This window comes from Rhizobium sp. PAMB 3182 (assembly GCF_052908355.1).
In genome coordinates this window covers 1,352,171-1,365,755 of the sequence record NZ_CM128607.1, presented here as the reverse complement: position 1 = coordinate 1,365,755, position 13,585 = coordinate 1,352,171, and the positions used below count along the sequence as shown (strand labels likewise).

The 13,585-nt window shown below is 63.2% G+C and carries 9 protein-coding genes; 4 read left to right on the top strand and 5 right to left on the bottom strand.

What is annotated here, in order from left to right:
• Positions 1–1,350, bottom strand: coding sequence for a glutamine synthetase family protein (locus ACU5AZ_RS06820; RefSeq protein ID WP_446825263.1), 1,350 nt, complete (start codon positions 1,348–1,350; stop codon positions 1–3).
• Positions 1,351–1,572: 222 nt separating this feature from the next.
• On the opposite strand from ACU5AZ_RS06820, the gene ACU5AZ_RS06815 reads away from it, so the two are divergent.
• The 4 genes from ACU5AZ_RS06815 (at position 1,573) to ACU5AZ_RS06800 (ending at position 7,553) form a co-directional block, all read left to right on the top strand.
• The gene (locus tag ACU5AZ_RS06815) at positions 1,573–2,394 is read left to right on the top strand and encodes a hypothetical protein (protein WP_446825262.1); all 822 of its coding nucleotides are present in this window, start codon (positions 1,573–1,575) and stop codon (positions 2,392–2,394) included.
• 119 nt (positions 2,395–2,513) lie between these two features.
• Positions 2,514–3,776, top strand: a complete 1,263-nt coding sequence (locus ACU5AZ_RS06810; RefSeq protein WP_446825261.1) for a glycerate kinase type-2 family protein — start codon at positions 2,514–2,516, stop codon at positions 3,774–3,776.
• 232 nt (positions 3,777–4,008) lie between these two features.
• Entirely contained in the window at positions 4,009–6,150 is a 2,142-nt protein-coding gene (locus ACU5AZ_RS06805) for a GumC family protein (protein ID WP_446825260.1), read from the top strand.
• Positions 6,150–7,553: an O-antigen ligase family protein gene (locus ACU5AZ_RS06800; RefSeq protein WP_446825259.1), complete on the top strand. Its 1,404-nt coding sequence runs from the start codon at positions 6,150–6,152 to the stop codon at positions 7,551–7,553. The genes ACU5AZ_RS06805 and ACU5AZ_RS06800 overlap by 1 nt, the downstream gene beginning before the upstream one ends.
• Before the next feature lie 75 nt (positions 7,554–7,628).
• Here the strand turns inward: ACU5AZ_RS06800 and ACU5AZ_RS06795 are convergent, their stop codons facing one another.
• The 4 genes from ACU5AZ_RS06795 to ACU5AZ_RS06780 form a co-directional block, all read right to left on the bottom strand.
• Positions 7,629–8,438 (bottom strand): transglutaminase-like domain-containing protein, encoded by an 810-nt coding sequence (locus ACU5AZ_RS06795; protein WP_446825258.1) that lies wholly within the window; start codon positions 8,436–8,438, stop codon positions 7,629–7,631.
• Positions 8,439–9,398 carry a transglutaminase family protein gene (locus ACU5AZ_RS06790; protein WP_446825257.1) on the bottom strand — a complete coding sequence of 320 codons (960 nt, stop codon included), beginning with the start codon at positions 9,396–9,398 and terminating at the stop codon, positions 8,439–8,441.
• A gap of 635 nt (positions 9,399–10,033) precedes the next feature.
• Positions 10,034–10,408, bottom strand: a complete 375-nt coding sequence (locus tag ACU5AZ_RS06785) for a hypothetical protein (RefSeq protein ID WP_446825256.1) — start codon at positions 10,406–10,408, stop codon at positions 10,034–10,036.
• Positions 10,409–10,425: 17 nt separating this feature from the next.
• Positions 10,426–13,578: an efflux RND transporter permease subunit gene (locus tag ACU5AZ_RS06780; protein WP_446825255.1), complete on the bottom strand. Its 3,153-nt coding sequence runs from the start codon at positions 13,576–13,578 to the stop codon at positions 10,426–10,428.
• Positions 13,579–13,585: the final 7 nt, after the last annotated feature.

Here is a 13,585-nt window from a genome sequence, read left to right as displayed (position 1 = left end):
TCAGACCGTCCTGATGTAGGCATCATATTCGACATCCGTCACACGGAGCGAGAATTCGGAAATCTCCTGCTGCTTGCAGGAGGCGTAGAGCGCCCGGTACTTTGGTCCGAAGGTCGCATAGGCGAAACCGGACTTGGCGAATTTGCCAAGCGCATAGTCCCAGTTGGTCGGCAGCGGCTCATGGCTGATCGCATGGTCGTCGCCGGTAATCGCGCCGCCGGGCTGGATCTTCTCGCGCATGCCCAGAAGGGCCGCGTTGAGGATCATCGCCAGCACGAGGTAGGGGTTGGTGTCGGCGCCCGCCACGCGGTGCTCGATGCGCGTCGCCGGCTTGCTGGCGACGATGACGCGGACCGCCGCCGAGCGGTTGTCGATGCCCCAGGAGGCATAGGTCGGCGCGTGCTCGCTCGGCCTGAGCCGCCGATAGGAATTGGCATGCGGTGCGAACACCGCCATGCTCTCGCCCATGTTGGCAAGCAGCCCGCCGACGGAATGGAACAGCGTGTCGGCCGGCCCGTTCTCGCCGGCATAGATGTTGTTGCCGTTCTCGTCGAGAACCGAGAAATGCACATGCATGCCGCTGCCGGCCTGCAGGCCGTAGGGCTTGGCCATGAACGTGGCGTCGAGATCATGCTTGCGCGCGACGCCCTTGACGATGCGCTTTAAAAGCAGCGCGTTGTCGGCGGCTTCCAGCGCATCCGGGACATGATTGAGGTTGATCTCGTACTGGCCGGGACCGTTTTCGCGCAGCGTCGTATCGGCTGGCACCGATTGCGCCCGACAGGCAATCGCGATGTCGTGAAAGACATTCTCGAAATCCTGCAGTTCCGAGATCGACAGTACCTGCGTCTGGCCGCTCTGCCAGCGGCCCTCGCGCGAATTCGGCGGCCGCACGGGATCGAGCGCCGAGCGCACCGGATCGATGAGGTAGAATTCAAGCTCGGTGGCAACGACCGGCGTCAGCTTCAGTTTGCGGTACTTCTCCAGGACGTTCGCCAGCACCTGGCGCGGATCGCCGTAAAAACCCTTGCCGTCGGAATCCCTCATGCCGAGCATGACCTGCGCCGTCGGCCTTTGCAGCCAGGTGACGCGCGACAGCGTGCCAGGAACCGGAAAGCACATGCCGTCTGGATCGCCGGTGCCTTCGGCAAGCCCGGCGGCGTTTACGTCGCGGCCCCAGACGTCGAGCGCGTAGACCGAGCGCGGGATAGCCATCCCCTTTTCGAGCACGTCGAGGGCACGGTCCCGCGGGATCCACTTGCCCCGGGGAACGCCGTTCACATCGATGACGAAGGCCTCCAGGATCTCGATGTCCGGATTGTCCCGGAAGAAGGTCTCGGCATCAGTCATTGCATTCATATGGCACCGGTGTTCGGAGCGCTTTCCGGGATTGGAAAGGCGGAATGGATGGGAGCGGGCAGACCCGCGCCAGTCAAATCTAGCGTTTCTTCGCTAGAGGTGGCAAGCGCGCGCGGCGCGAGCCTTCGAACCCGCACGGATTTATCTTTGGCCAATCCGCGGCGTTGCGTGTATGCCTCGCGCAGGAGAACAGATTAATTCGAAGCGGGTGGAATGCCGGACGCCGACGCCTCAACTGCCGAACTTTCAAGCGGAGAGATCATGCCGGCCGAACTGGTCCGGGCATGGACATGGCTTGGAGAGGCCTCGCCGCTTCGATTGCGTTGGTCGCCCCTCGACGGAGACTGGTTCACCGTTACCGACCTCGCCGATCCCGGCTCCGAGGCGCTCTCCACGCTGCTGACCTACCAGCGCTTCTTCGCCCGCGGCATGGATCAGCGAACGCAGGCGGCCTATCTCATCGGCCAGTACAGCTATTTCCATGCGCTTGCCGTGGCAGCGGCTATTTTGCGCGAGGCCGCCGTCCCCGTCTTCGCTCCAAACGCCCTGAAATGGCGCCTTGCGTTCGGGGGAAGTGGAATGCCGGCCCGGCTCGAACTTGGCGTGACGGACGCCTCCATCCGGCCCATGTCCGAAAATATCGCGGCGGCGGAGTTGGAGCGCTCGCTTGCGCCGATCATTGAGGCGCTGAGAACGAGAACCGGCTTCGGTCGCCGCCCGCAATGGCGGATCGCTGCCGATTCCATTGCCTCTGCCTTCCTCGACGTCGGCAAGTCGGACGGGGATCAGGAAAGGGCGGCAGTGCTTGCAACCGCGATCGTCAAGGCCGAAGGTTCTCCATTCGCCAACGACGCGCTCGCCTTCGAGCGGGTTTCCTCCTCCAAGGGCGACGCAAGCGAGATATTCCGGCTTCGCGGCGGGTGCTGTCGCTATGTGAAGGTTGAGGGCGGCAGCCTGTGCCCGACCTGCGTCCTGCGCGACCGCGAAGAGCAGCTCGCCCTTCTGCAACGCTTCATGGACGAGCGGCAGGGCTGAAGACAGCGACAACGGGCTGGCGCTTCGTTGGGCTCATGTGCCAGTCTGGCCGAAGCACAAGCCGCAACGCGCTGCCGGACAATGAGAAACGGCATTCGCCAAGCAGGAGACAGGGACCATTGACCGACATTGCATCGCCGGAAACCTTCTTGCGGACGCTGTTCGACAAGGCCGTCGAAGTCGCCGATCCCATGCGGTCGCTGGCCGGTTTCCTGCCGCCGAAACCAGAAGGCCGGTTGATCGTGGTCGGCGCCGGCAAGGCGAGTGCGCGCATGGCCGAAGCGGTGGAAGCCATTTGGGGGCCGTGCGAGGGCTTGGTGATCACCCGCTACGGCTATCAGCGCCCCTGCCAGGGCATAGAAATCGTCCAGGCCGCCCATCCGGTGCCGGACGAGGCAGGGTTCGAAGCGACGCGACGGATGCTCGATCTCGTCAGCAGGGCTGGCGAGGGCGACTTCGTGCTGGCGCTGATTTCCGGCGGCGCCTCCGCGCTGCTGGTCGCGCCCGTCGAAGGTGTGACGCTCGAGGAGAAGAAGGCAGTCAACGCCGCGCTTCTTTCCTCCGGCGCGCCGATCGACAGGATGAACACGGTGCGCAAGCATTTAAGCCGGGTGAAAGGCGGTCAGTTGGCCGCCGCGGCCTGGCCGGCCCGCATGCTGACCCTGATGATCTCCGACGTGCCCGGCGACGATCCGGCCTTCATCGGCTCCGGCCCGACGGTTGGCGACGCGTCGTCGCAGGATGATGCATTGGCGATCCTGAAAAAATGGAACGTGAGCGTGCCCGACAGTGTTCTCGCCGCTTTGGAAAAGCCGAACCGTGTCGTCGCACCGGATGACGAGACGCTGTCGCGGGTGGAGAATGTCATCTACGCCGCGCCGAGGCAGTCGCTTGAGGCGGCGGCGGAACTCGCGCAGGCGGCGGGTGTCGAGGTCCGCATGCTCGGCGACGCACTGGAGGGGGAAGCCCGCGAGGTCGCGGCCACGCAGGCAGCAGAGGCGTTGAAGATAAAGGCCGGCCGCCGCGCGGGCGATCCTCCGGTCCTCCTGTTGTCGGGCGGCGAACTGACCGTTACCCGGATAGGGCAGGGCGTCGGCGGACCGAACGCCGAGTTCTGCCTCGCGCTCGCCCTGGCGCTCGATGGTGCCGAGGGCATCCACGCAATTGCCTGCGACACCGACGGCGTCGACGGCGCGGCGGAAGTGGCAGGGGCGATCATAGGTCCCGGCACGCTGAAGGCAGCTAAAGACGCCGGTGTCAGTGCCGAAAAGGCCCTTGCCGAGAACGATGCCCACGCATTTTTCGAGGGCATTGGCGGCCAGGTCGTCACCGGCCCGACGCTGACCAATGTCAACGATTTCCGGGCCATCCTGATCACCTGACAACCGGCCAGGCCAGGGCCCGCAGGCATCGTCATTAATGGATCGTTAGACTTTATTCACCATATTTGTCCTTGGACGATAAGGGATTTCCGCTCTCTGGCGGATTTTTGCGTCCGGATATGTGACCTCTGCGCGTGCGCCGCGGCGGACGCCGGAAAAGCAAGGCGCGCCCTGGATCATGGTTCGAGCGAAGAGGAACACGACCGTTGCTTCATGATAACGGGGCCACGCTATGACCCGATTTTTGGGTAGCAATCCTGTTTTTGATCCGGGCATGCTGTCGGCGGGAAATCCGCTGTCGGCGCTCTGGCGAAGGCGTGTCCTGTTCGTCTCGGTATTCATCTCCGTCTGGGCGGCCGTGATGGTCGCGCTCTTCCTCATTCCATCCACCTATGTCGCCTCGGGAATGGTGGCGATCGTTCAGCCCCAGAGCGTGTTCGATGTGCCGTCGGGAGACGCCCTGAACGCGGGCGATCCCTCCGACATGGAAAGCCAAGTCTACATCTCCCAATCGCCGGCCGTTCTGCAAAGAGTTCTGCAAATACCAGAGGCGAAGGCGGCGGCGCTTGCGGAGTGCCGCGCTTCGACAGGCATCCTGGGCCTGAAAGAGACGGACTGCGGTGGCTTCGATTCAGGTGCGTCGGACGCCATCACCTATCTGCAATCGAGATATTCCGTGAGCGGGTCCGGCCGTTCCCGTGTCATTGCGGCATCCTACAGTTCTCCGGATCCGCAGACGGCTCGCATCATGGCGGATGCGCTGGTCGAGGCCATGCTCGCACAGCATAGAGAAGAGCTTGCAAGGTCCCGCCAGATGGCCATCGACAGCCTCACGGCGCAGCTCGAGGAGATCAATGGTGAAATCGAGCGCGAAAGCGCGACGGTTCAGGCCTTTCGCAACAACAACGGTCTCGTCAGCGGCGCGCAGGCGACCTTGAGCGCGGAGCGGCTGACATCGATCCTCGGGCAGCTGTCAAAGGCGGAGGCGGACCGCTCCAGGGCGATCGGCATCATGGAGGCGGCCAAGCAGGGCAATATCGAGAGCGTGACCCTGCTGACCGGCGACGAGAACAGCCGCGCGATTGCCGATCTCAAGCAGCAGCTCGCAACGGCCGAGGCCGAAGCGCAATCGGCGGCGGCCGCGCTTGGCCCTCGCCATCCGCAATTGCGGGCGCTCGAAATTCGTGCCGACACCTTGCGCTCCGCCCTTCGCCAGGAACTCGAGCGGATTTCCGCCAACGCCGAGAAGCAGCTGAAGGTGACGGAGGATATCGTCAATTCCCTGAAGGCCCAGCTCGACACGGCCAAGACCGGCGCCGCCGACGCGAATTCGGCCGAAACCTCGATCGAGGACGCCGTGCGGCAACTGGCGCTCAGCAAGCAGCGCTTCGATACGCTGTCCGTCCAGAAGAACAGGCTGGAAGCCGACAGCCTTTCGGCGCTCGGTCGCCTGAGGCTGGTCAGCAAGGCGGTGCTGCCGACAAGCCGGTATTTTCCGAAGACCACTCCCTTCTTCGCCGGAGGGTTTGCGCTGGCTCTTGTCATGGCGGTCGTCTCGGCTCTGGTCTGCGACAATCTCGCGGGCGGCAATCGGCAGACGGCTATCCGCCAGCCGATTCCCGCGCCTGCCGGCGATAGTCTCGTCGAACCTCCGGTCGTCATCCGGTTGCCGCGGCTGCGACTGCCGGATGGCGATGCACTGGCGCGGGCCGGTTTTGCGCTCGCCGATCCCGCCATGCGCGAAGCCCTGGACGTCCTCGTCGAAGGCATTATCGGCGACGATCGTGCCGATGCGCCGCGCATGGTGACGCTTCTCTCTGCATTTCCCGAAGAGGGCCGGACGCTGATTTCGCTGATGCTGGCAATCCGGGCGAGCCAGCTGGGTCACAGGGTGCTTGTCGTGGACGCCGATTTGCGGCCGGTGCAGTCGGCTCGCACGCAGCGGGTCTCCGCCGGTCCGGGCCTCTTCGAAACGCTCACCATGGATCTTGAGCCGGACTCGACCGTCCGTCGAACCCCGCAGGGGCCGGATGTCATTGGCGCCGGCCGCGGCACAGCCGATCCCGACAGCGTGCTGGAAGGCTTTGCGATCGGACCATTCATCGAGGCCGTCGGCATCTATGACCTCGTGCTTTTCGACAGCCCGCCTCTGGAACAGGGCATAGGCGCCGGCCTTCTTGCCAGGCAGGCCGATTGCGCCCTCTTTTGTACGACGGAAAAGGAGGCCGGCTCGGAGGAGACGGTCACGCTGCTGAAACGCCTACAGGGAATGGGCATCAACGTGGTGGCGGAAATCGTCACCGCCGCGCCCATCTCAAGCCTGCTCGACATCGCCGTCGGCAGTGATCCGAAGCGCGGGCGGGAGTTGGTGTGATGGCGCTTTCAGGACAGAACGCGGCTTCGGCGAGCAGTGACATGCCGAAGGCTGTGCCGCCGGGCTGGCTGGCGGCAGTTGCCTTGCTGCTCATGGTGCTGGCCATGGCGCCGGTGGCCGGAAGCCTTGCCAGGCCGCTCTTCCTCGTCGGCTGCGTGGGTGTTGGCTGGTATGCGTGGCGACAAAGCCCGGAGGCCCATCTGCAGGCAATCGTGATGCTATTCTGCTTTGCGCCGTTTGCCCGTCGCGTCGTCGACTATTATGTCGGCTATGATGGCAAGGGCATCATGCTGATCGGTCCGCTGGCGGCCATGCTGGTGCCGATCCCGCGCTTATTCCCCTTCCTGGACGGCCGGTCCAGTCCGCTCGAAAAGGGGCATGGGCCGATCGCCGTCGTGCTGATCTGCGTGGCATACGCATGCTTCATGACGCTCTTCAAGGGGGCCTATTTCGACGCCGCGTCGGGTGCGGTCAAATGGCTGGCGCCGCTGTTCTATGCCATGGTGCTGATCGAGACGGGAGACCGCGAGCGTCTGCTCGAGGCTGGCGCGTCGATGTTTGCCATTGCCATTCCGGTGATGGGACTTTACGGCATGGTCCAGTACTTCCTTGTGCCGGGCTGGGACGGCTACTGGATGAACTTCTCCCAGATCACGTCGGTCGGTCTTCCGGTGCCCTATGAAGTGCGCGTCTTCAGCACGATGAACGGTCCGGCAAGCTTCGCGACCTTCACGGCGGTCGGCATTCTGCTTGTCAGCTTTCTCCGTCCGCCTTTGTTTGCGATCATCTCGGTCGCGCCGGCGAGCGTCGGGCTCATGCTGTCGCAATACCGCACCGCGTGGCTGTCGCTGGCGATTGGCGTTCTCTTCTGCATGCTGTTTTCGACGACGCGCTTTCGCAGCGGCTTCATCATTGCAATGCTTTTCCTGGCCGGGTTTTCGGCCACGCTCGTTCCCGAGTTCAACGATGCGATATCCAAGCGTCTGGAAACATTCTCGCAAGGCACCCAGGACGGGAGCTTTCAGGAACGGTTGCACGAATTCGTGACCCTTTGGGAGACCCCCAACAGCTCACTGGCCGGTATCGGCTTCTCCAATGACGACCCCGGTGTGGCCGGGACCATGCCCGTGGATGGCATGCTCATCGCCTGCTGGCAGGTGATGGGGATTGTTGTGGGAATTTTCTGCCTGGCCGCCTTCATCTGGGCGGCTGCCTGCATGCCGCTGACGGCGTTGCGCGACAAGGACCTGCGCGCGGTGATATTGGGCGGACTGGGGTGCGGGTTCCTCTTTCAGATCCCCTTCGCCAATATCTCCGCCGCCGAACTCGGCTTCCTGTTCTGGATATTCGCCGTCATGGCCCGCCTACCAGGTCATGGTGGAAAAGCAGGCAATGACGGATGAACGACTGACAAGCCAACCGATCACCCGCCTGATCATTGACGGATCAAACCGGGGTTTTCCGCCTGCCGTCCCGTCTCAGGCGGCGATCTCGTCGGTAAAGATGTCGAAGCGCTTGAGAAGCGCCGGCCCGAATGCCGTCGACAGCGCCACGTCGGTCGCGTCGCGCCCCGTCGCCATCAGGATGCGGCCGATGCGTGGCTTGTTGTGCCGGGCATCGACGGTGTACCAGCGGCCGCTGAGATAAACCTCGAACCATGCGCTGAAGTCCATCGGATTGTGGTCCAGCGGCACGCCGATGTCGCCCAGATAGCCGGTGCAGTAGCGGGCCGGAATGTTCATGCAGCGGCACAGCGTGATGGCGAGATGCGCGTAGTCCCGGCAGACGCCGGTCTGGTCCGTGAAGCCGCCAAAGGCGGTCCTGAACGGGTCCGCCTTCATGTAGTCGAAGGCGATGCGGTTGTGCGCGAAGTCGAGAATGGCCTTCACCCGCGGCCAGCCGAGCGGTGTGTTCGAAAATGTCTTCCAGGCGAAATCCGCCAGCCGGTCCGTGTCGCAGTAGCGGCTGCCGAGCAGGTAGACGAGCACGGCGTCGGGCAGATGACTGATGTCGTGCTGGATAGCGTTCTCGGGGATCGGATCGGGCAGGCCGGTATCGTAGATCTCGAACGCGGTGGAGATGGTGGTCAGCCCCGGCGGCGCGACGATACGGTTGCAGGCATTGCCGAAGCCGTCGGTATAGCCCCAGACGTCGATCGGCCGGTCGAAGCTCAGCGTCTGTTCGGTCAGGAGATCGCCCCGGCGCGATGGTGCGACGTTGAGAACGAGCAGCATCGGGGTGTAGTTCTGGCATTCGAATCCAATCTGGAAACCGGCCCTTATCTTCATCTAGTCTTGTTCCTCTGGAATGGGGTCCATGCTGGACTGGCGGATGGGCTTTTCCGTGGCATGCCCGTTGGTGCCGCCGTCCTGGGTGATAGCGTCTTCGGTGGTCACGTTGACCTGTACCTGCATACGGTCGAAGTCTTCCTGCGCGCCGTCATAGCTGCCGGAGAGCGGAATGGCCTGCCGCGGGTCGCGGGCAACCCCGATGCGGATCAGGTCGCGATTGCCGACGATGCCGTTGGTGGGGTCGAATTCGACCCACCCGGCGCCCGGCAGATAGACCTGGCACCAGGCATGGGTGGAGCCGCCGCCAAGCGTCGTCGAGCCGTCCCGGTCGGGCACGTAGATGTAGCCGGTGACGAAGCGGGCGGCGAGGCCCAGCGAACGGGCCGCCTCCATCATCAGCAGCGCGAAGTCGCGGCAGGATCCACTGCGCAGCCGCAAGGTGTCCTGCGGCGTCTGGACGCCGTGCTCGCTGCGCCTGGAATAGCGGAAGCTCTCGCGGATTGCGTAGCACAGCGTCATCAGCACATGTCCCGCCAGCGCCTTCGGTCCGAAGGCGACGAACTGGCTCGCCCACTTTCCGACCGTGTCGTCCTTGTCCGGATGATGCCGGGCGATGCTGCAGGCGAGATCCGGCGCCTCTTCCTCGTCATAGACGACCGGAAAACGCAACGCCCGCGCATCGATGTCGAGGGGCACATGCGGCGTGTGATCCAGGCGGACGAGTGTCTCGATCCGCAATTCGCGCGCCGGCGCGGCGATGTCGATCAGCGCGATACAGTTTCCGAACACGTCGTGGATCCAGCGGACCGCATCCGGTTGCGGGAAAACCTCAAGCTCGCAGCTGAGCAGCGTCTGGTCGAAACTGTCGCGCGGCCTGAACATCAGCCGGTGCTGTCCGAAATGCACCGGCCTCAGATAGTGATAGGCCGTGATATGCCGGACCGAGAAGATCGTCATGCAATCCTCTCGACGGTGTCGGGACGGCAAAATTCATTGCCGGTCTGCCTGGGCTTCGCGGTGCCGGAAAAGCGTCTGCGGGCAAGCGCGGCGACGGAGATGTCACAGGCCGAACGGATGCTCACCAATGCCCGTCTGCCGCGCATGGGGGCGCAAGTACGCCGAAGCCCCGTGTGGCGATCGCAATATCCATCGCGTTCGCACGCGCAGTCATCTGAAAATTATGGGCAACGGAAGACATCGCGTCCTCCCTGGCTTGGGGCGAAGGAAACCATCCCCCGTCGGCAGCGCCCGTTTCAAGTGCCGCCGATAAGGCAGAGTGCGCCTCAATTGCGGTTCTGGCAAGGCGCAGACCGCCGCCCATACAGGATTTCGCGCAATAGTCGGGGCGATCACGCAATCATGATGCGTCCGCAGCATTTTTTAAAAGCTGATCAAGGATGAATATCGCGGGGGTAGTCTATGATCGCCTCGGTAACAAGGGCTCTTGCTTTGGGTTGACCTCAACGTGGCGGAAGAACGGTAGCGATTTCCGCAGGTGGAGAGGCGCGACTTCAGATGAGGAGCCCCTCCAGCATGTTTCATTCATCGCATCAAACGGCTTCGTCGAGGCAGCTAAGCACAACGTCGGAACGTCAGAATTTCGCTTGTGCAGTCGAGCCGTCGGGCGCCGTGATCTTGATGGCGCCCTTTACCCCTGCCGGGATCGCGACGGGGGAGGTGCCGACGAGGCTGTTGCCTTCGCCCGGCGTCAGTGCGAAGCGCTGCGCGGCACCATCCACCAGGAGGATCGCGCTGGCGGCATAGCCTGCGGCCGGCACAGGCTGGTCGGCGCTGTCGAATAGATAGACGGTGACCTGATCGGTGCCGCCAACCACCAGTTCGACATGATGGTTTGCACCGGCATCGACCTTCACGCCGCCATTCGGGCCGGGACGAGGGGCGTGCGCGTAGGCCTGGCCTGCGGCCAGGGATGCGATCAGGGTGAGTGCAAAAAGACTGCGACGCATGGGAACTCCTTTAAGGATCAAAATGCTTCAATAGGCTGACCGGCTTGCTGGTCTCGGGAGCTTGTCTGTGCGGCTTGTGCCCGCGCCTGTTCGACCAGCCGCTCCAGGGGTTTGCGGCCGTAGCGCAGGAACAGGGTCGGTGTCAGGACCGTGTCCAGAACCGTGGCGGTAACGAGTCCGCCGAAGATGGTGATCGCCACCGGGTGCAGGATTTCCTTGCCGGGCGCGCTCGCATCGATCATCAACGGCACCAGTGCCACGCCAGCGGAAAGAGCGGTCATCAAGACCGGCGTCAGCCTTTCGAGGGAGCCGCGCACCACAAGGTCCCTGCCGAAGGGCATTTGATCCTGGATCGCCAGATTGATGTAGTGGCTGATCTTCAGGATACCATTGCGTGTCGAGATGCCCGTCAAGGTGATGAAGCCGATCATGGAGGCGACCGAGAGCGGTTGTCCGGCAATCCACAGCGCCGTGACCGATCCGATCAGTGCCAGAGGAACGCTCGCCATGATGATCGACACGAAGAGCACGGAACGATAGCGCGAGTAGAGGATGGCGAAGACCATCGCCAGCGAGATGAGCGACAACAGCCCGATGGTGCGCATGGATTCTTCCTGGGCCTGGAACGTCCCTTCCAGGCTGACGAAGAAGCCGGGCGGCAGCTTTGTGGTCGCGATGACCTCGCGGATATTGGCAATCACGGTCGCCATGTCGGCTGCGCCGTCGGTGTTGGCGAGTACGACCACGCGCCGCTTGCCGTTTTCCCGGAGGATCTGGTTCGGGCCGTCGGTTTCGCGGACCTGGGCGATCTGGCTGATCGGGATCCATCCCGCAGGCGTTTCGATCAAAAGGTCGGCCAGCCCCTTGGTGCTGCGAATGTCATCTTCCAGACGGAGGACGACGTCGAAACGCTTGTTGCCGTCGACTATCCGGGACACAACAGTGCCGTTCGAGAGACGTTCGAGCTGCTCGGTGACGGCGGCGGGTTGGATGCCGTAAAGCGCCGCACGCCGGTAATCGACGAGCACCTCGAGATGCGGAATGCGGACCTGTTTTTCGACCTGCAGGTCGACAATGCCCGGAATGGCCTCGAGCTTCCCGCGAAACTCCTCCGCAAAGCTGCGGATGGAATCGAGGTCTTCGCCGAATATCTTGAGTGCGATCTGGGCGCGCACGCCCGACAACATGTGGTCGAGACGGTGAGAAATCGGCTGACCGACATTGGTGGCGATCGGCAGGACCGAGAGACGCGAGCGGATGTCCGCTATGATCTCGTCCTTCGGTCGTCCTTCGGCGTGCAAAGCCACTTCAATTTCCGAGGAGTGAACACCCTCGGCGTGTTCGTCGAGTTCCGCTCTGCCTGTCCGGCGTCCGACCTGTTCAACCTCCGGCACCTCCATGATCAGTCGCTCGGCAATCAATCCCACGCGGTGGCTTTCCGCGAGCGATATGCCGGGGTTGAAGAGCATGTTGATCGTGAGTGTCCCTTCGTTGAAGGGCGGCAGGAAGGAGCGCGGCAACTGCCCGGCGAAGAGCACGGCGGCCACGACGCCGGCGAGCGTCGCCGACATCAGCAACTTCGGATGGGCAAACGACCAGCCGAGCAGCCGGCGGTTTGCGCGTTTGAGAACGCGCACGATGACGCCTTCATGCTCGTCCAGCCGCTTGAGGCTCGGCAGCAGGTAATAGGCCATGACCGGGGTGAGGGTGATCGAGACCACCAGGGATGCCAGGATCGAGATGATGTAGGCCTGTCCGAGCGGTGCGAACAATCGGCCTTCGATGCCCGAGAGCGCAAAGAGCGGAACGAAGACGAGAACGATGATCATCGTCGCATAGACGATGCCCGAGCGGACTTCCTGGCTGGCGGAAACCACAACGTCGAAGACGGAACGCGGATTGCCCTTTTCCCGGTTTTCGCGCAGCCGGCGGAAGATGTTCTCGACGTCGACGACCGCGTCGTCGACAAGTTCGCCGATGGCAATCGCCAGCCCGCCCAGCGTCATTGTGTTGATCGATAATCCGAGAAGATGAAAGACGATGGCCGTGACAAGGATCGAGACGGGAATGGCGGTCAGCGATATCGCTGTCGTGCGCGTGTTCAGGAGGAACGCGAAGAGAATGATGGCGACAACGACGATGGCTTCCAGCAGAACCTTCTGCACGTTGCTGATCGACGTTTCAATGAAGTTGGCCTGGCGGAATAGGATCTGGTCGGCCTTCACGCCCTCCGGCATGGTGGCGCTGATCTCGGCGAGTGCTGCCTCCACCTCGCGTGTCAGCTTGACTGTGTCGACATTGGGTTGCTTTTCCACCGACACGATGACGGCGGACTGACCCTGATATCCGGCGTCGCCGCGCTTCAACCGGGATGCGAACGAGACATCAGCCACCTGGCGCAAGGTGACCGCCTGGCCATCGACCGTCGCCACGACGATCCCGGCGAGATCATCCAGGTTCTGTGTACGGCCGACATTGCGGATCAGGAACTCGCGGCTGTACTGGTCGGTGAATCCGCCGCCGGTGTTGGAACCGAACTGGGCGAGTGCCTGCTCGATCTGTTCGAAGGACACACCCAGCGCCCGCATGGCCGCGGAATTGGGCGACACGCGATATTGCCGCACCTCGCCGCCGATGGGGATGACCTGGGCCACGCCCGGAATGCTGAGCAACCTCGGACGGATGGTGAAGTCCGCGAGTTCGCGCAGGTCCATGGGCGACACGGTCTGCGGGCCCGTCACGGCAATCAGCATGATCTGGCCCATGATGGAATTCACCGGGCCCATTTGGGGCACGACATTCGCCGGCAGTTGCGGTTGAACGAGGGACAGTCGCTCGGCGATCTGCTGGCGGTTGCGGAAGATCTCGGTGTCCCAGTCGAACTCGACATAGATGATAGAAAGGCCGACGCCGGAGGTCGAGCGGACGCGGGTGACCCCCGGCAGTCCGTTCATCTGCGCTTCCAGCGGGTAGGTGACAAGTTGCTCGACCTCTTCCGGCGCAAGGCCCTCGGCCTCTGTCATGATCGTCACGGTCGGACGGTTGAGATCCGGAAACACGTCGACCGGGAGGCGTGTGACCGTGAACGCGCCGTAGATCATCAGCACGGCGGCGATCGCGAGGACGAAAAGGCGGTTCTTCAGCGACTGGGTGACGAGAAAGTTGAACATCGGCGTC

Coding starts and splice junctions, on each gene's coding strand:
- ACU5AZ_RS06795 (WP_446825258.1), bottom strand. CDS start 8,438: ATGAAGATAAGGGCCGGTTTCCAGATTGGATTCGAATGCCAGAACTAC.
- ACU5AZ_RS06785 (WP_446825256.1), bottom strand. CDS start 10,408: ATGCGTCGCAGTCTTTTTGCACTCACCCTGATCGCATCCCTGGCCGCA.
- ACU5AZ_RS06820 (WP_446825263.1), bottom strand. CDS start 1,350: ATGACTGATGCCGAGACCTTCTTCCGGGACAATCCGGACATCGAGATC.
- ACU5AZ_RS06815 (WP_446825262.1), top strand. CDS start 1,573: ATGCCGGACGCCGACGCCTCAACTGCCGAACTTTCAAGCGGAGAGATC.
- ACU5AZ_RS06800 (WP_446825259.1), top strand. CDS start 6,150: ATGGCGCTTTCAGGACAGAACGCGGCTTCGGCGAGCAGTGACATGCCG.
- ACU5AZ_RS06780 (WP_446825255.1), bottom strand. CDS start 13,578: ATGTTCAACTTTCTCGTCACCCAGTCGCTGAAGAACCGCCTTTTCGTC.
- ACU5AZ_RS06790 (WP_446825257.1), bottom strand. CDS start 9,398: ATGACGATCTTCTCGGTCCGGCATATCACGGCCTATCACTATCTGAGG.
- ACU5AZ_RS06805 (WP_446825260.1), top strand. CDS start 4,009: ATGACCCGATTTTTGGGTAGCAATCCTGTTTTTGATCCGGGCATGCTG.